Origin of the sequence: Nicoliella spurrieriana (genome assembly GCF_023380205.1) — a bacterium.
In the GTDB taxonomy this organism is placed as follows: Bacteria; Bacillota; Bacilli; order Lactobacillales; family Lactobacillaceae; genus Nicoliella; species Nicoliella spurrieriana.
In genome coordinates, this window is the sequence record NZ_CP093361.1 from 571,099 (window position 1) to 592,180 (window position 21,082).

General features: G+C 52.9%; 1 protein-coding gene. It reads left to right on the forward strand.

All coding sequences use genetic code 11. The features are described 5' to 3' along the window. Positions 1–131 precede the first annotated feature (131 nt). On the forward strand, positions 132–21,059 hold the full coding sequence (locus MOO44_RS04310) for a hypothetical protein (RefSeq protein WP_260117185.1): 20,928 nt from the start codon (positions 132–134) through the stop codon (positions 21,057–21,059). Positions 21,060–21,082: the final 23 nt, after the last annotated feature.

Genomic DNA, 21,082 nt, shown 5'->3' on the forward strand with positions numbered 1-21,082 from the left:
ATTACTTTGCACCGTTTGTATAGTAAAAGCAATCATAAAATGGTAAACTCATTGTATTAATACAATTTGTGTGCAATTGGATTGTAAATTGCAACCGAAACGGATTCCGAATGATTAGGGGGACGATAATTTTGCTTTATAACAAATTTAATCTTAATAAAGTTAACGATAAAAAAGTATTGCGTAAGGTCAAAAAGCAATGGGTAGTAGTATCACTATCAATGTTTTCACTGCTGGGGGCTGGGGCTGCATACGGTGAAACATCCGTTCATGCCAACGTAAGTACCCACTACACAGCACCTGATTCCACCGGGAATGCTGATGCCGCTGATGGAACGACGGGTTCAAGTGCCAGCGCCAGTGCCAGTATTAGTGCGGATGCTAGTGCTGATAGTGCTACTAGTTCAGCCACTGAAAGTGCAAGCTCTGAATCCGCAGTTTCAGCGAATCAAAGCAGTAGCGCTGTTAGTAACGATAGTGCTAGTAGCACCAGCTCGTCCGTAGATTCCAGTGCATCGGATAGTAGTAGCGAAAGCATTGACAGTCGTTTAGTTACTCAGTCATTGCAATCCGCCAGCGCCACTAGTAATGATAGTGATAGTACTGTTAACTCACTTGACCAGTTTGCAGACCTTAAAATTGCATCTGATGGTGCCATCGACAGTGGGAGTAGTAATTCCAGCGGGAGTAGTGATAGTTCCACGACCGCTTCTTTGGCGTCCGCTCAATCAGCTGAACAAAGTGCCACTAGCAACGAGAGTGGATCTTCCGATGGTAATAATAGTGATAGCGTGACCAATGTTGACGGGCTAATTGCAACCATTTTTGACTCCTCATCGGCAATTGATAGCAGCGATGCGACGGCATTATTAGCGGCTTCATTAACTGCGGCGAACCCTGATTCTGACGTGGTGACCGACAGCTTGATGAACCGGATGGCAAGTACGTCTGATAGTGTGGATACAGTCCCAGAACAAAGCGTTAGTACCAGTGCTACAAGGTATGTGGGCACTTGGAATGATTTTGTTAATGCTGTTACTGATAGCTCGGTGCATTTGATTAAGATCACGAATGACTTTGGAAGCAAAGGTACTGGTGGAACTAATACTGAAATCAAAAATAATACAAACCTAACGATTGATGGACAGGGGCATTCTGTTGATTTTGGAAGGTATGGGTTTGGATTGAACATTGATGACCCTAGCACGGTCTTGACTGTCAAAAACATTAATATGTATGGGACCAATTATTATGGGCCGTTTAAAATTGGAAGAGGTGGTAGCGACAAACAGGGAACGATTAATTATTCCAATGTTAACTACACCGGACCGCAGTTGGTAAATGCGACTAATGCGACTGTGCGAATCTATGGGACCGTAAATGTTAATTCTGTTGGTCGCTACACCAGTGTCATTAATGGGACTGACTTTCAAACTGTTAACACCCAAGGAGTGAACACATCTGATTATTCCAATAACCAACAAAACTTAGAAATATCTAACATGGAATTAATGAAGGGTAGTAGTTATACCGGGTCCTCATTTGGTGGGAATACTATCGACCTTGCTGGTAACTTGACCCTTCACGAGGGCTCTACAATGACCCTAATTCCTAAGAATGGTAGAACCACTCCCGAAGGTACACTTAGGGATGGATTGAATTCCTCTGGATTAATTATTAAACAGGGTGGTAATGTTTTAATTGATAACGCCAAGTTAATAATTACTCCACAAAATAATGCTAGTGCAATGATTACTAGTGGGAATATTGACGTTACGAATAATGGACTTTTAGATATCGAACATACTGATAATCCAAACTCTACTAAACCTACCCAGATTGGTGGAACCCTTACCGTTGATAATGGTGCCACTTTTATTGCACATGGGAACAGTAACATGAATGCTTCTAAGGGTTCTTTAGTGGATATTGCCGGAAACTTAAGAATTCTAAATGACGGGAATGCTAAGATATCCACGGATGGTGCGACTGGTTCTGATTTTACATTACTAAGTAACGGTGGAAATATCTTAATTAATAACCCTGGTAGCCAGGTGATTTTTAGTTTAAGTGGTGATAAAAATCAATATGCATCTTCTACCAGTAAGGGGAAGCTATTCGCAAAGATTCCACTGGAAGCATACTCAGTAATTCCACAGGTGGATAATTTAATTGACAATGATCCACAGTTCTATATCTATGTTTCTAATGGAAATGTAAAAGTGTTAGACGTTAATGGGAAGCAAGTTACTAGTGATTCCTTAAGTAAATTTTCAAATGGGACTACCCAATACCTTAAATTCTCTGCTGTGCCAAGTGTTTACATTAGTGGAGACTCAACACTAAGAACGACTTTAAATGGAGCTGCTTCAGGTTATGACGTGGCCACTAACTTAGTTTTAGCGAACCTCCCTAGTGATTTTGCGAACTTACCAGCATCCGCTAAGGACGTTTACGTTCGGGTAACTACGAATGGAAAAAATGAAGTGACTTCTTCTGGGATGATTACCAACCCTTATCAACCGACTAAGAGCACTAACGATAGTGATTATTCCAATCAATACACGCTTCAGATTCCAATTACTGAATTTAAAAAACAAGCGGATGGTAGATACTACTATACCCTAGTTCAACCATTGAGCGTGAACGGGAGTGCTAAGCCGACTAGTGTTACCGTTACTGCTCAGTATGGGGTAACTAATCAGAGTAACACGATTAGCAATAGTGACGGTAATACAATTTCTCAAACTTACATCCATAACCCGAATAAAAGTGCTGATAAGGTTGATGGTAGTAAGGTATCCGGAACCATTACCGATAATGCAGTCGTAATGATCCCCGACACCTCTGGTTCTAATGCTAATAACGCCAGCAATTATGCTACTTCTGCGGGTGAATCAGCCCTAGAAGCCAGCAAGGCTGCCCATGGGGGCGTTTCCAATAATGATGAAACTATTTATAGCGGGGCCGATCAGTTCACTGCTCAAACGGGAATGGACTCCCAGGCAATTAACGAATACCTTGATTCATTGAATGCCAAAGTGGGCGACTTAGCGCAGAACAGTAACGCATTGAGCAGAAGTGACTATGCCGCAACTTCAGCCGCTTTAAGTAGCGCCAGTAGCTTACTAAATAGTTATCATGATGTGGCTAGTCAACAGGCCCAAGCAGCTGCCAATGCCCAAACGAGTGCGAGCCAATACGCCGCAAACGCTAGTAATCAAGCTAGCATTGCTAGTTCAGCCGCATCACTTGCGCAGAGTATTTCAGATTACATTGCCTCAACTGGGATGACCCAAGAAGATAGCAGTTACACCCAGTTACTCTCCAGTGCTGCTCAGGCTGAAGCTACAGCGTTAGCCGCTAGCAGCATTGCATCCGGGGCTAATCAATCTGCAAGTGCCCAACGAGCAATCGCTTCACAAGCAGCTTCCACAGTTAGTGATACGTTGAAATCAGCTAGTGCTGCCTATAGTAACGCTGCTAGCTTATTTGACTCTGCCACCGCTGCCAACCACAACGTCGCAGCTAGCGATGCCGTCAAGGATGCTTCATTAGCACAATCGAATGCCCAAACTGCCCAGGACCAAGTGGCTTCGTTAGGCAACCAGACCAGCACTAACGCTAGTGCGGTTTCCAGTGCCTACACGGCCGTTTCGAGTGCGAATGATGCAGCTAGTTCAGCGGCTAGTGTAACTGCTAGCATTGCATCGTTACACCCAGATGATACCATCATCAATAGTGCCAATGCGGCCGCAAGTAAAGCTGCTTCCCAAGCATTAGCAGCTTCGCAAACAGCGGCCTCTTTAAGTGTGGTTGCTAGTGCCACTGCCAGTTCGGCTACCGATGCGAACCAAAAGGCTAGTGCTGCCGTATCCAGTGCCGCAGTTGCAAAGCAAAGTGCCATTGACGCCTCCGTTGCCGTGGCCAGCCTATCAGCAGCTGGCAATGCTGATCAAGCTTCGAGTGCCGTCGATTCAGCTAGAAACGCTGCCATTGCAGCTTCAGAAGCTGCGGTAGTTGCTAGCCAAGCAATTAACGCTGCTAGTAACGCTTCGCAAGTGGCAAGTGACACCCTAAACAGTGCCTTGAACCAAAGTGTGGTGGCAAGCAATGCGAATACGACCGCTTCTTCAGCTGCTAGCGTTGCCAGTTCACAAGCAGCTACGCTGGTCCAAAATAGCAATACCAACGCTAGTTCCGTGGCCAGTTCCGCCTCTGAGACTGCTAGTTATGCCGCCTTTGGGAAGTCTGATGCCGATGGTGCCAGTCAACATGCTGACTCGGCAGCATTAGTAGCCCAAAGCATTGCTGAAAACAACACCAACGCTAGTTCCTACGCGGCTCAAGCAACTTCAGATCGGGATAACGTTAAATCGATTGCGAGTGCTTATCCAAACGATTCAATTATTCAAAATGCCGTGAATGCCGTTGACCAGGCAATGACGGATGCTAGTAACGCTTCATTGGTAGCTTCAAATGCTACCAGCTTAGCGCAAAGCGCCGAAGCTGATGCTAAGAGTCAAGCGGCAATTGCTGCCAGTCAAGCAGCCAGTGCCGCCAATGCTGATTCCGCTACTAAGAGTGCGATTGCGGCTGCTGATCAGGCCATTCAAAATAACGACCACTCCCTTGCTAGTTCGTATGCTGATCAGGCCAGTCAAGCGGCAGCACAAGCCAGTGATGCTGCGACTGCTGCTAATCGGGCCAATGATGCCGCTAACGCTGCGGTCAACGCCGCTAGTGTTGCCCAAAACCAAGCTAGTGATGCTGAACGGTCTGCTGCATCTGCAGCACAAGCCGCAAGCCAAGCTGCTGCCACTGCTTCAAACCGGGCAAAGGAAATTAATACCGGTGCATTGGATTCAGCTAGTTCACAAGCTTCATCTGCCAATAGCGCTGCAAGTTACGCTGCCTTTGGGAGTAGTGCTGCTGAAGGGGCTAAGCAAGAAGCTAGTTCAGCCCAAACCAACGCAAGTAATGCTGAAGTGGCTCAAACCAGTGCTAGTTCATACACCGCCGACGCTAGTTCGGCCACTAATACCGTTAGTAGCGCTGCTGCTCAGTACCCGAAGGATACGGTAATGCAGTCGATTGCAAGCCAAGCTAGTTCGGCCCAAAGTAGTGCTGACCAAGCTAGTCAGGCTGCGTCCAGTGCATTTAGTGCGGCCCAAAGTGCCCGCGACGAGGCCATTACTCAGTCATCCGTAGCTGCCTCATATGCAGCTGAAGCTTCTGCACAGGATGATGCTACCAAAGCGGCTTCTAATGCTGCACACGAGGCCCTAAGCAACGGGGACCATTCGCTTGCTAGTTCATACGCAGCCGTTGCAAGTACAGCGGCAGACCATGCCAGTGCTGCTGCTGCTAGTGCCGAGAATGCCAAGAGTATTGCTACGACTGCCAACCAAACGGCCAGTCAACAAAACACAACTGCTCAACAGGCCGCTACCGATGCTGAGGCGGCTGCCAATGCAGCTAAGGATGCCTTAAACCAGGCTAATAACCGGTTGAACGAGCTCGGTAACCAAGCCAGTGATTTGAACCAATCGTTAGCTGGTTATCAAAATAGTGCGTCCTCATACGCCAGTGTGGCCAGTCAGTCAGCCGTTGGGGCTCAAGTTAGTACTGATTCAGCGAATGCAGCTTCAGTAGCAACGCTAGACTTGACCAATACCGCAAGTGACTATGCGGTGAAAACGGGAAGTGCTAATTCACTTGCCCAATCGATTGCCAGCGTCTACCCAACGGACGATGAAATTCAAAGTGCCGCTAAGGATGCCGTGGTCGCGGTTGCGAGTGCCAATGTTGCTGCCACTAGTGCATCCAGTGCGCTAACTGCTGCTAAATCAGCAGCTGATCAGGCCGTTGCACAGTCGTCAGCCGCTAATTCCTACGCTGCTCAAGCTGGGAGTGAATCAAATAACGTTAGTTCTGCCGTTGCTGCGGCTTCCAAGGCGCTTGCTGAAAATGACCATGTATCCGCTAGCTCATACGCTTCAATTGCTAGCCTTGCGGTGTTGCAAGCTAGCATTGCCGCCACGAGTGCTGCCAGTGCCAGTGCAATTGCTGCTGCAGCCAGTGAGACTGCTAAACAACAGGCCCTGCAGGCCAGCCAAGCGGCAGTCAATGCTTCCAATGCTTACGGAGTAGCTAGTTCTGCGTTGAACCTAATTGACCAACGGGCAAACTCATCTGCCAACAGTAAGGCCAGTTCAGCAAACTCTGCTGCGCAAAGTGAACACAGTGCCGCTAGTCAAGCCGCCTTTGGTTCTTCTAAAGCCCACGGCGCTAGTCAATATTCCGACCAGGTTAGTTCGTACGCCAGTCAAGTTGCGAGTGCCAACACCGACGTTAATAGCAACGCCGTCGTTGCAAATGATGCAACTCAGGCGGTGAATAGCTTAGTCAACCAATTCTCAGATAATCCTGACGTGAGTGCCGCTGCTGACAAGGCGCGTGCTGCCAATTCGACTGCCGATGCAGCTGCTAGCACCGCGATTGAAGCGACCGACCAGGCTGCTGCGGCCCAAACTAGCGCTAACAACGCTTATGCTGCTGCTTCAACCGCGGCTGCGAGTGCTTCTAGTGCTGCAGACCGGGCATCATTAGCCTCATCCCAGGCCTCAAGTGCTGCGCAGGCTGGTGATCACGTTGCTGCAGATAGCTATGCTGACCAGGCTAGCCTAGCTGAAATTGATGCTAGCAATGCTGCTAGCGAGGCCCAAACAGCTTTTGATAGCGCTGAAATGATTAACCAAGCGGCCAGTGCCGCGTTCAGTACTGCTTCATCAGCAAGTGCGGTGGCTAGCCAAGCTGCAGCGGATGCTAAGGATGCATTGAACGCTGCCCAAAGCGCTGCGAATAACAATGCGAATGAGACCGCCAGCTTAGCTAGCAGCGTGGCTTCAGTTGCCAATAGCGTGGCCAGTTTTGCGGCCTCCGGTTCATCTGATGCCCAGGGAGCTTCTCAACACGCTGATTCGACTGCCGTTATTGCTGGTTCAACGGCAAACTTACAACCATCCGTTGCAAGTGACCACCAATTGACCAGTAGCATTGCTAGCGATGCTAGTTCAATGGTTGCAAACAACCCGAATAACACCGTAGTTAGCAGTGCTGCTGAGGTCATTAATTCTGCCAATGCAGTGGCTGAACAAGCCGATGCGAGCGTCTCCCAAGCAGTTCAGGATGCTAATCAGGCTAAGCAATCAGCAGCCGAAAATTCATTAGCGGCTTCTATTTCAGCATCACTAGCTTCCAGTGCTGCTGCATACACTTCCAGTGCATCGGTCGCAGTCTCCAACGCAGTTGCCAGCGGTGACATTAACCGGGCCTCTGCAATGGCGAGTGAAGCTTCATTAGTAGCTAGCAGCGCTAGTTCCGCTGCCATTCGGGCCAGTGAAGCCAATTCGATTGCTGCCCACCAAGAAGCACTAGCCAGTTCAGCGTTATCCACTGCCAATGCGTCTAGTGATACCGCTAGTTCAGCGCGTTCTGCTGCCCAAAGTGCATTTAACGATGCGTACGAGAATGCCGGAAATGGCTCTAAGTACGCTAGTTCTGCCGCCAGTGCGAACGATCAGGTCGCCCAAACCAGCCAAGCTGTTTCACAAGCCACTAGTAATGCACAGACCAATCAATCACAAATTAGCACCGCCACCGCTCAGGCTGACGCTGCTTCTTCAGCGAACAATCAGGGCGTTTCAAGCGTGGCAAATGCAAGTGAAATCATCAGTAGCTTAAACGCATTAAATAGCGCTAATCCAGCGGTTTCAAGTGCATCGGTTGCAATTAGTAATGCTGCCGTGGATGCCGCTAGTGCTTCAACGAAGGCTTCAGCTGCTGCTAGTGCTGCCCAGCAGGCAAGCAATGATGCAATCAAAGCTAGTCAAGCAGCTAGTTCAGCGAATGCCACTTTAAGTCAAGCTGCACAGGATGCATCATCCTTTGCCGACCAAGCGAAGGTAGCTGCTGAACATGGTGATCAAAGTGGCGCTTCAATTGCAAACTCAAACGCCCAATCCGCATCCGCTGCAGCGAGTGCCGCTGCGGACCAAGCTAATGCTGCTAACGATCAGTTGAATTCAGCCGCACAGGCTGCCGTTAGTGCGGCTCAAGAAGCCCAACGGGAAAATGAGGTTGTGAATTCAGCCGCTCAAACGGCTTCAAATGCTGCTAGTGCGGCCTCTCAAGCTGTGGCTGATGGCATGGGTAGCGATAGTGATAAAGCCACTCAGGCTAGTTCACATGCATCAAATGACGCTAGTCAAGCTAGTCAGGCTGCCAATGGCACGCAAGCAAGTGCTGATGCGGCCAGTTCGTTTGCCGTGCAAGCTAGTTCAGCGAATGAACAGACCAGTCACTTTGCTTCTGAGACCGCTAGTGCGGCCGAACAGGCGAGTCAATTTGCCTCCAATAATCCGAATAACAAAGAAATTGCTGCTGCCGCTAGTGTTGCTAGTTCAGCTAATTCAGATGCCCAGTCCGCTTCCGCAGTGGCGAGTCAGGCTTCTGATGCTGCTTCCAACGCTTATTCAACTGCGAGTTCTGCGGTGGCGGTAGCTAGTCAAGCCGTTATTGAAGCCAGTGTTGCTGCTTCGAATGCCGCCAGCGCTTCAATTGCAACTGCTGACGCTGTTAACCGTGGTGATAGTGTCGCTGCTGCTAGTCATGCTGCTGCTGCCTCCTCAGCTGCCAGTGTGGCCCAAAGTGCCACTAACCATGCGACCCAGGCAAGTACTGCTGCCAGTCAAGCCACGCAACAGGCTTCCGCTGCTGCGAGTCAGGCCATTTCAGCCCAAGCCGTTGCATCGAATGCCGCTTCAATTGCCACTAGTGCTGAACAACGGGCTAGTGAATTGAACAGCTTTGAATCCAGCGCTGCTAATGATACGCAGGCTGGTAATAGTAGTGCCGCTTCCGCCTCGACTGCCGCTAGTCAAAATGCTGATCAAACTAACTCGATCTATGAATCCCTTGCAGCCGTTGCCGTTAGCTCCGCTAATCAATTCTCACAAGCCACCAGCGCAATTAGTGAGTACGCTAGTTCCGCAACCGACACGGTCGCAAGTGCTAATCAAGATGTTCAAAGCCACCTCAGTCAATATCCAGGCCATCCAGCCCTGAGTGCGGTAGCCCAAAGTGCTAGTGCTGCCAATAGTGCCGCAAATAGTGCTAATCAGGTTGCCAGTCAAGCTAGTCAACAGGCTTCGATTGCGAAGTCGATCGTTGATTCAGCTACGAATACGGCCAGTTACCAAAAATCAATCGCAGACTCTGCCAATAGTGCCGCTGCAGCCAACAGCGTTGCTGCGAGCCAGGCCTATGCCAACTCCGACTTTGCCGCTGGAAATGAATATGCTAAGCAGGCTTCGCATGCTGCTAATGACGCATCCAATGCCCACAGTAGTGCACTGCTTGCCTCAACTGCAGCTGCTAATGCCATCAATGATGGGAACACCGCATTGCAAAGTGCTCAAGCAGCCTCTGCTGCTGCAAGTGACGCTAATTCCTTAGCGCAAAGTGCTAGTTCCGCGGCCGAATCAATTGCCAATTCAATTGCCCAGGCTGCTAAGGATGCCAACGGGGACGTAGAACGGGCGACTAGTGCTGCCCATGGTGCAAATGGGGATGCCGAACAGGCTGCCGTTGACAATGCCCAAACGGAAACCGCCACTAGCAACGCCCACGTGGCCGCTAGCAATGCCACTGTGGCTGCTAGTCACGCTTCAACGGCTGCCAATGAGGCAAATGTTGCTTCCATCGCCGCTAGCAACGCCGCCAGTGGGCATGAAGACGTTGCCGGGATGAGCGAGGCCACGGCTCAAGCTACCAGTGCGAACACGACTGCTGTTAGTGCGGCTTCAGTGGCTAATTCCGCCAATGCCGATGCCCAAACTGCGTCTGCGAACGCAAGCAGTGCAACTGCTGATGCGCAAAAGTACGGTTCGGCTGCCGCCAGCCATGCGGCCACTGCATCGACTGCCGCGCAATCAGCAATTGATGCTGCGAACCGTGGTGATCAAAGCACTGCCGATTCATACAGTAATGCTGCTAGCCAGGCTGCTGACGCTGCTGTAGCCGCTTCTAACAGTGCGGCGCTTGCTTCTAGTGCAGCTACCGATGCTAAATCAGCTGCCATGACCGCTGAATCGATTGCAAACGCGGCTAATCAATCCGCTAGTTCCGCTGCGAACGAAGCCGGTGCTGCCGCATCCACTGCCCAATCACTGGCTGCATTTGCCGATGCTTCCCAAAGTGCCAAGCGGGCTAGCAACGCCGTTGATGATGTTAATAAGCACAGTGCCGCCATTTCAGTGGATGCTGATCAGGTAACGCAGGCCTCGATTGCCACTTCGAGCGCAACGGTTGCAACTGGTTCGGTCAATGCTGAATTAAGTTCGGCGGTAACTAGTGCTAGTCAACAAGCAGCACAATATTCTACTAACCCAATCGTTAGTTCCGCTGCGAGTGTAATTAGCAACGCAAGCCAGCAGGCTAGTTGGGCGTTAAGTGATGCCCACCAGGCTAGCCTTGCTGCCGATGCTGCTAAGTCGACTGCTGATTCCGCCACCGTTGTGGCTAACCAGGCGCAAGCCGCTGCAAGTAGTCACTATGCAGCTGCGAGTTCAGCCGCTGCTAATAACGACCCAACTACCGCTGAAGCTGCTGCTGATGCCGCTGCCGCCGCTGACCAATTGGCCAGTCAAGCTGCAGTGGCCGCAAGCAACGCGACCGTCAGTGCGAATAATGCTTCCGCACGGGCCAACAGTGATTTAGCGGTGGCCCAAAGTGCCGCTAACGCAGTGAATGCTGCTAGTTCAGCCATTCGGGATGCTGCCAGTGCCGCAGATGGACTGGTAACCGGCGTTCAATCGGATGCTGAGCGGGCCAAGAGTGCCGCCAGCGACGCTGAGCATAGTAACCAAGCGGTGATCGATGCATCATCCGTAGCGCAAAATAGCGCCCACCAAGTGGGAGCTGATCAACAAACGGTCAGCGCTACCGTAGATAACATTAGTCAAGCTGCTCAACAGGCCCAAACTGCATCATCAATCGCCGCTAGCGCCGGGCTTAGTAGCCATGCTGAAATGAGCAGTGCGGTTGCTACCATCACCAGCGCCCAAGGCGTCGCTGATTCAGCTGCGCAGGCCATTAGTGTTGCAAACAGCGGGGTTCAATCAGCAACTACTGAAATGAATACTGCTAGTTCGACTGCAAGCAGTGCGGCGGATGCTGCGAATAGCCATGCCCACCTTGCAAGTAGTGCGGCTGCTGATGCGGTTGCCGCTAATGACCGTGGTGACCTATCCGCAGCGCAATCAGCTAGTCAGGCTGCAAAACAATATGCCGACCAAGCGGTTGCTGCTTCCAGTGTTGCCGCTGCCGCTCAATCACAAGCTGCGCAAGCCGGTGATACGATTAAGCAACTAGCGCAAACGGCTGCTGATAATTCACAAGCTGCCTACCAGGCCAGCCAAGCTGCTAGCCAGGCGTTAGATGCGGCTCAATCAATTGCTGCGTCTGCTGATGCGGATGCTAGCGTGCAACGCGCTTCAGACGCCGTCAGCAATGCGAACGTCCATGCGAGTCAGGCTGCAAGTAACGCTGACGCGGCTAGTGCGAACTTCAATACAGCAAGCCAAGCCGCTGCTTCCACCGCTGCTAACCAGCAAGTGGCCCAAAGTGCGGCTGAACAAACTAGTGGCTTTGCTAGTCAATATCCAAACCACCCTGCAATTAGTAGTGGCGCTGCCGTTGCCCAATCCGCAACGAGTGTGGCCGCTAGTGCCAGTCAAAGCGCCGCAAGCGTTGCCAATGAAGCGGATAGTGCTGCTAAACTTGCCGAACAACAATCCAGTGTTGCAAGCAGTGCCGCAAGCGTTGCTGCTGATTACTTTAAGCAGGCCAGCGCTGCTGCTAGCAACGGGGACGTGTCAGGGGCTGCCAGTGCTGCTGATCAAGCAGTTATAGCACAACAAAGTGCTGCCGCCGCTTCATTTGCTGCAAGTCAAGCGGCTGATTACGCTGCAAGTGCCTTGAACAGTGCAAATGATGCTTCCAAGGTCGCAAGTCAGGCCGCTCAAGCGGCCACTGATGCTGCCCAAGCGGTCAGTGCCGCCGTTGACACGTTAAATAATCTTAATAACGGAGCGGATGCAGATGCAAACCGAGCTGCAAGTGCTGCTAGTTCCGCTACCGCCAGTGCTAGTGTTGCTGCCAATACGCACGCTGCTACCAGCGGGGATTCACAAACGGCTAGTTCCGCCGTTCAAACCGCAATGCAGCAATCAGTTGTTGCTAGTCAAGTCGTAGCCGACCTGCAAACGGCCGTTAGTGATGCCGCTAAGTACAACTTACCTGCGATGGATTCGTATGTAGCTGCGCTTAATAGTCATTCCGCCGTTGCCAGTCAAGCTAGCGATGCGGTGTCAGTGGCGAACGCCTCCGTTAGTGCTGCAATCAGTTCAGCAAGCTCTGCTGCTGTGGTTGCAAGTAGTGCCCAGGTCACTGCGGATTCATTCGCCCAGGCTGCAGCCGATCACGCCAGTGCTGCCAAGTCAGCCGCATTAGCCGGCGACGAAGCTGCCGCTAATCAGTTCAGTCATGCCGCTAGTCAGGCTGCTGATGCCGCCGCTGTTGCTTCTAATACTGCGCAAACGGCCAACCAATCAGCTAATGCTGCGAGTCAAGCTGCTGCTAAATCCGCTAGTGAAGCTGCCAGCGCTGCTGATCAGCTCAAACAAGCGGTCAGTGCAATGAGTAACGTTGCCCAATCAGCTCAATCGGAAGCTGGCGCTGCAAATGCGAACGAAAGTAAGGACCGGGCTAGCAACGCCGCTTCAGCTGCCGGAAGTGCCGCAATCAATGCCGGTAACTACCAACAGCAAGCCGAACATGCTAGTTCAGTGGCCAGTGTCGCTAATAGTGGGGCGAACGCTACTAGCCAATCGATCGACCAAGTCGTTCAATCCGCAGACCAAATCTTAAATGAAAACCCAAGTAATACCGTGGTACAAAGTTTCGTTGCCACTGCTAACCAGGCCGCTAGTCAAGCTGCTTCCGCTACTGCAGTGGGTAATCAGGCGCAGCTAGCTGCTAGCAATGCCGCCAGCCAAGCTGCACAAGCCACTTCACTGGCTGTGAACAACGTTTCGACTGCCAACTCCTATGCTGAAATTGCTAGTGCTGCCGCTGCTAAGAACGACCCAGTCGCTGCAGCTAGTGCTGCCGATGCTGCTAGTCAATATGCTGCTGAAGCAAGTCGTTCCAATGCAATTGCTAGTGCCGCTGCTGATACCGCAAACAGTGCTGCTGAACAAGCGGTTGCTGCTTCCAATGCGGTCAGTGCCGCCTTATCCAATGCTGAATCAGCATTAATGAATGCATCTAACGCCGCTGGGGATGCTGCCCAGACGGTTGACTCCGTCAATCAAGATGCAGCTAACGCTTCGCATGCTAATCAACAGGCCCACGGGCAAGCTGATCAGGTGCAGGACCTTTATAGCGCGGCTCAAGTGACGGTTAATTCGGTTGCTACAAACGTTGACGACACGCTTAGTTCTGCTGCCCAAGCAGCTCAAGCTGCCAATACTGCAAGTCAAGTGGCCGCTAGTTATCAAGACCACGCTGGCATCAGTAGTGCTAATTCCACGGCTACGAGTGCTGCGGTAGCTGCAAGCTCCGCTGCCAGCAATGCAGTGGTTGCTAAGGATGCTGCCGATAGTGCCTTTACTGTGGCCAGTTCTGCTAACTCGGCTGCCAGTAGCGCTGCCTTAGACGCAGCTAGTTATAATGCTGCCGCCCAATCAGCCGCCAGTTCTGCTACCGCTGCCGCCCAAAGTGGCGACCAAAACGCCGCTGAACACTTCAGCAGCGTTGCCAAGGACAATGCGACGGCCGCAAGTACCGCTGCGGGGCAAGTAAGTGCCGCCCTGAGTTCAGCTTCAGTTGCGATGGATGCTGCTAGTCACCAGGCCGCTCAAGTGCACCAGGCTAGTGTGGCTGCAAGTACTGCTAATTCAACTGCCAATTCCGCTGCCCAAGCTGCCCAATCGCTAGCGGGGGCCTTTGATGCCAATCAAAATGCGGACCGGGCCAGCGATGCTGCCAGTCAAGCCACGACTGGAGCCAAGGATGCTTCCGCCCATGCCAATTCAGCTTCCAACGCTTCCAATGCGATTGACCAACTGAATTCACAGACCGCTGATTACGCTGCGACTGCTTCATCAGCAGCTGCCGGCGCCAATGCGCAATCCAGCGCCAATCCACAAAATAGCGTGATTAATTCCGCTGCGGCAGTTGCCAACACCGCCAACCAAGCGGCCAGTGCTGCGATGGCTAGTGCAGAGCAACAGGCGCAAGCCGCAAGTGCTGCTTATGATCAGGCTAAGACTGCTGCTGGTAATGCTAGTGCTGCCGCCAGTGAAGCCAATCACTATGCCGAATTAGCCAGTTCCGCTGCTAAGAACGAGGATCGCTCCGCTGCTGGTTCATACGCGGACCTCGTTGAAAGTGCTAACCAAGTGGTCAATGATAATAACCAACTTGCTAGTCAAGCTGCGCAAACCGCATTTGACGCATCGAATGCAGCTGCGGAGGAGATGAATTCAGCCAGTGTGCAAGCTTCGATCGCAGTATCTGCGAACGAAGCAGCTTCCGCTGCGGCTGACTTTGCTAAGAATGCAATGGACGGGGCCGACCAAAACGCCAGTCGGGCTGCTAGCGCCGCGAGTCAGGCGCACCTTGCCAGTCAGGGGGCTAGTCAGGCCCAGACCAGTGCTGATTCAGCAGTCGTGAATGCCAGTCAAAATGACCAATCCGCAGCGCAAAGTGCAGCGGATGCCCATGATTTCAACCAACAAGCATTGGCAGCTTCCGAAGCCGTTGCTAAACATGGTCTGGTTAGTGGGATGAGTGCCGCCATTCAAGCTGCTAATAGTGCTGATCAAGCCGCATCGAATGCCGCTAGTGGTGCTAATGCAGCCCACTTAGCTGCCCAATCTGAAGCCGATTTAGCTGTTCAGGCAAGTAGTCATGCTGCCCAAGCCAGTGCCCAAGCCAGCTCGTACGCTACGGTGGCTTCTTTAGCTGCGGCTTCTGCTCAGGATGCCGCTACCCGTGGTGATCAACAGGCTGCCACTAGCTATAGTGAGGCCGCCCGCCAAGCTGCTGACGATGCTGTGAGTGCCGCTAGTTCTGCGAGTGCCGCCAATCAAGCGGCCGCCAACCACAGTGCCGCTGCTACTAGTTACACCGACCAGGCCAGTGCGTTCAATCAAACGGCCAGTGCTGCCCGTGAAGCTGCATCCAGTGCTGCTGAAACCGCCCAGGACCTTGCTGCATCTGCCGATGCCGACCAAAGTGCTAAGCGGGCTTCAAACGCCGCTAGTGCCGCCGGCAGTGCCAGTGCTGTTGTTGATAACGATGGCCGGATCGTTAGCTTTGTGAGTCAATCGATTCAGCTCGTTTCAGAAGCAACGTTAATGAACAGTGAAAATGCTTCATTAGCTGCCAGTCGGGCTGAACAAGTGGCGAGTCAAAACCCAGCTAACCAATCAGTTGCCAGTGCGGTGAGTGCTGCTCAAGCAGCTTCCACTGCCGCCAGTCAAGCTGCGCAACAGGCTAGTTCAGCTAGCGACCGGGTCAGCTCAGCCAACGCGACCGTCAGTCAACAAGCTAGCATTGCCGCTGCTGCCAGCGCTGCTGCTAGTTCGTTTGCTGCCCAAGCTCAATCTGCGGCCCAAAACCATGATTCATCCACTGCTGCCCAATTAGCTGACTCTGCAGTTGCCCAGGCACAAATTGCCAGTGCTGCAGCAGCCGCTGCGAATGACGCCCGTTCCGCTGCTGAGGCAGCGGTGCGAAGCGCCACTGCCGCCAACTCCGCTGCTAAATCAGCCGCCAGTGAGGCCGCTAACCAACAAAAAGCTGCTGAATCAGCTGCCAATGCTGCCGGGAACGTGAACACGACCGTTGCTAATGATAGTGCGCGGGCAGCAGCAGCCCTTTCAGCTGCAAGCCTAGCCGCTTCCGGGGCAAACCGTGATTACAGTGGCAATGCCAGCGTGGCCAGCCATGCCAGCGCCTCAGTTTCACAAGCAAACAGTGCCGTTGATACCACCACGAGTGCCCACCAAACGGCTAGTCAAGCCGTTGATCAGGTCAACAGTGTTGCCGTTCAAACGCCACATGTTTCCGGCATGGATTCAGTCATCAGTTCTGCAAGCATTGCTGCTGCTACCGCTAGCTCTGCGATCGATACGGCGACTCAAGCGGCCCAAAGTGCCCGTGATGAATTAGCCCGGGCCAGCGTTGCCGCTAGTACCGCCGATACCGCTCGTGACGATGCCAGTGCGGCCGCCCAAAGTAATGCACTCCATGCATCGCTTGCCAATAGTTACGCCGCTGAAGGCAACCTAGCTAGCGCGACCTTCCATAGTCAAGCTGCGAGTCAGGCTGCCGATAGTGCCGAGGCACAGGTGGCAATCGCTTCACAAAACAGCGTGACTGCTTCAAGCGCTAGTGTGGCGGCTGCTCAATTTGCCCAAACTGCGCTGGATGCAGCAACATTAGCTTCCAACGCCGCTAACTCGGCTACCAACGCGGTCCAAGCGGCCCAATCACTGGCTGATCACTTTAATGCCAGCACAAATGCTGACCGGGCAATCGTGGCTGCTTCCAATGCTAATCAAGCTGCAAGTGCGGCTGGTGTTGACCATCAAGCCGTTACGAGTGCATTATCCAATGTGAATAGTGCTGCTGCCGTTGCTTCTCAAATGACGCACAGTGCGAGTGCAGCTGCTAACCAAGTGGACCAACTAGTGGCAGCTAATGCCAATAACCAATCGGTTGCCAGTGCCGCGACTGCTGCGCATGCCGCTGCCAGCCAGGCAGTGAGCGCCAGTCAAGCTGCGAGCGCTGCCCAATCACTCGCTCAATCAGCGGCCAATACCGCTGATCGTGAGCTAGCAAACGTTAATTCAGCAAGTACGGCCGCTAGTTCATACGCTGAACTAGCTAAGTCAGCGGCCCAAACCAATGATGCTAAGACTGCTGAAGCAATGACGAGTTCAGCAATTGCCCAGGAACAATCAGCATCCCAAGCCTCCGCCGCGCTCAAGGCTGCTCGCGAAGCGGCTGAGCAAGCGGTTCAACAGGCGACCGATGCTGCGCATGCGGCCAGTGTTGCTAACGATGCTGCAAGTCAAGCCGCCCAATCGGCCACGGATGCTGCGCAAGCTGCTACTGGAACTAACCAATCGGTTGCCAGCACCGTTGACCGGACAAGTGCTGCGCTCACCAATGCTGACGCTGCTGCTTCCGGTGCCAACCTTGATTACAGTGGGACCGCTAGTGATTCCAGTCACGCTAGTTCATCGGCATCACTAGCTGCAAGTGCTTTTGAAGACGCTAATTTAGCTAGCACCACCGCCAGTGCTGCAGTCCAAGCTGGGGCTTCAATCGCTGCCAGTGCGGGACAGGTTGCTGAGGTCAGCTCAGCTGTTGCTTCAGCTGTCGCTGCTGCCCAGACCGCTAGTTCCGCTACCGCCGTTGTTAATGCTGCGAACTCCAATGCTCAAGTTGAACTGGGTAAGGCCAGTGTTGCAGCTAGTGCAGCCAATGGGGCCCGAGATAGTGCCAACCAAGCGGCATTGCTCAACTCCTCCAATGCTGAATTAGCTAATCACTATGCCGCATTGGGCGATGCTACAAATGCAGCTAAATATGCTCAACTTGCTGATGCTGCCGCCAGTGCTGCTGAAGCCCAGGCCGCCATTGCAAATGAACACAGTCAAGCTGCCTCCGCCGCTAGTGATGCTGCTAGCAGTTATGCTCAAATTGCTCAATCCGCTGCGGGGACTGCGACGGATGCTGCCAATGCTGCTAGTTCGGCCACTGATTTGGCCCAGTCACTAGCTGATCAATTCGCTGCCAACGCCAGTGCTAAGCAGGCTGCTTCAGCTGCCGATGGGGCGCAACAAGCCGCTAATTCAACGGCTGCTGATCGCCAAACCATCGCGGACCTCACTAGCCAAGTGGACAGTCATGCTAACGCTGCCAAAGCTAACGCCAGTCAAGCTGACCTGGCTGCTAGCACGGCGGCTCAATTAGCATCAGCCCACTCACAAAATAGTACGGTCACTAGTGCTGCTAAGGCGGCTACCAGTGCGGCTAGTCAAGCCCACCTTGCTAGTCAAACCGCAAGTGCAGCCCAAGCAAGTGCCCAATCCGCCAGCGTGATTGCGGATCAACAAACTCAATCTGCAAACGATGCTACCAGCGCTGCCAATTCCTATGCACAACTGGCTAGCTCTGCTGCGGTTGCCAATGACCCCGTTACCGCTAGTTACATGGCTAGTCAGGCCGTTGCGCAACAACAAGCAGCTAACCAGGCTTCCGATGCCGTTAAGGCGGCGTTAGCGACCGCCAGCCAAGCTGCCCAACAGGCTAGTCAAGCGGCTGATGATGCTAGCGCTGCCAACGATGCTGCAAGTCAAGCGGTTAACGCTGCGAGTCAAGCGGTCAACACCGCTGGCGCAACGAACAGCAACGTCGCTACCGATGTGAACCGGACCAGCGTTGCCGTTGTTGATGCCAGCACCGCTGCTGCCGGTGCCAACCGGGATTACAGTGGAACCACTAGCGTTGCGAACCATGCCAGCTCCGCTGCATCCGTAACGGCCAGCGCAGCCGTCGTGACTGCTGATGCCAATGGCACCACTAGTTCTGCCGTTGACACCGTCAACTCAATTGCCACCAAGCATCCAAACGTTGCCGGGATGGATTCTGCAATTTCAAGCGCCAGTGCTGCGTTTGCAACGGCTAGTTCTGCCAGTGCAGCGGTGCTTACTGCTAACTCCGCTGCCCAAGTGGAACTAGCGACTGCCAGTTCGGCTGCTGCGGCTGCCAATGCTGCACGGGATGCTGCTAGTCAACACGCTGAGGATAACGCTGCCAATGCGTTCCTTGCGAATAGCTTTGCGGCTGAAGGTAATGCCGAACGTGCGGATTACTACGGCAGCATTGCTAATCAAGCAGCTAGCGCTGCTGAAAGCCAGGCCGCCATTGCTAAGCAAAACAGCCAGGCTGCTTCATCAGCAAGCGTGGCTGCCGAAGGGTACGCCAAGACTGCTAGTGATGCGGCAATTGCCGCTACCAGTGCGGTAGCTAAAGCAAACTCTGCCATTGGCGATGCCCAACTCCTGGCCGATGGCTTTAATGCAAACTCCAGTGCGCAACGGGCAACCGAAGCGGCTGAAAACGCTAAGCAAGCTGCCAGTTCAGCGGGCGTTGATAGTCAGGCCATCAACAGTGCTTCGGGGGCGGTCGAGACTGCATCCAGTGCGGTTAAGGACAATACCGCTAGTGCGATTGCGAACTCCCAAGCCATTGATTCAGTCTTGGCTGCTCAATCGCAGAATCAAACGGTCATCAGTGCTGCTTCAGCTGCCAAGAGTGCGGTCAGTCAGGCCAGTGCTGCTAATTCAGTGGTTGCTGATGCGGCTCAAGTAACTGCGAGTGCCAGTGTCATTGCTGATCAACAAACGCAGGTTGCCAATGCTGCTCGCGATGCCGCTAGTTCCTACGCCGTGCAAGCGCTTAGTGCGGCCCAAAATCATGATCCGGAAACGACGTCTGCAATGACCGCTTCCGCCGTTAGCCAAGCCGCAATTGCCTCATCAGCTGCGGCTGCGGTCAGTGCTGCTCGCTCTGATGCTGAGGCTGCCAACCAACGGGCAAGTTCCGCAGCGGCGGTTGCTGCTGCTGCAAATGATGCGGTCACGAATGCCTTGCAGGCTGCCAACTCCGCGGCTACCCAGGCTGGTAATACCAGTGGTGAAGTCGCTCGTGATGTTGCTCGGGCTAGCACCGCTGCTAATGACGCCAGTGCAGCTGCTTCCGGTGCGAACCGCGATTACAGTGGGACCACCAGTGAAACTAACCATGCGATTTCATCTGGATCACTGACCGCCAGTGCGGCCGTGGTAACATCCAATGCTAAGTTGACTACGGCTTCGGCTGTGAACGCAGTCAACTCGATTGCTACGCAGCATTCGAACGTGGCCGGAATGGATTCCGCAATTGCCAATGCCAGTTCTGCATTTGCAACGGCTAGTGCCGCTAGTGAACAGGCTTCCTCAGCCAACGTAGCTGCCCAAGTCGAAATTTCCAGAGCCAGTCAAGCCGCCCAAGCTGCTAATTCAGCCCGGGATACCGCTAGCATCTATGCCAAGATGAATGTAAACAACGCCGCCCTTGCTAACAGCTACGCAGCGACTGGTGATGTTGCCAGTGCTGCCGCTTACGGGAAGGTGGCTAATGATGCCGCTAGTTCTGCTGAAGAACAGGCCGAAATTGCCCGGCACAATAGTCAACTCGCTTCGTCGGCGAGTGTTGCTGCCGATGGCTATGCAAAACAGGCCATTGATGCGACTACGACCGCCAATAGTGCCGTTGCGCAGGCTCATTCTGCGGTAGACGATGCCCAACTGCTAGCTGATGGCTTTAACGCTAGTGCCAGTGCTGATCAAGCCGCCTCCGCAGCTGAAAACGCTAAGCAGGCTGCTAGTTCTGCTGCCGTTGATAGCCAAGCCATCACTAGTGGATCCGCTTCAATTTCTGCGGCTTCCAGTGCCGTACAGGACAACACCGCCAGTGCGGTTGCTAATTCTAAGGCAATTACTTCCGTCTTGGCTGGCAATTCACAGAACCAAACGGTCATCAGTGCGGCCTCTGCTGCAGCTGATGCAGTCAGTCAAGCCAATGCTGCGAACTCAATTGCAGCTTCTGCTACCCAAGTTGCTGCGCACGCCAGCTCAGTTGCTGATCAACAAATCCAGGTTGCTAACGACGCTCGCGATGCTGCTAGTGCCGCTGCCAGCCAAGCTGCTTCAGCTGCACAGCACAATGATCCGGAAACGGCGTCAGCAATGACCAGTTCCGCAATTGCGCAGGCAACGTTAGCCAGTTCCGCATCCGATGCTGTTAAATCAGCACTGGCAACGGTTGAGGCGGCTCAAACACAAGCTACTGATGCTGCTTCAACGGCCTAAGCTGCCAATGAATCCGCTGCGAA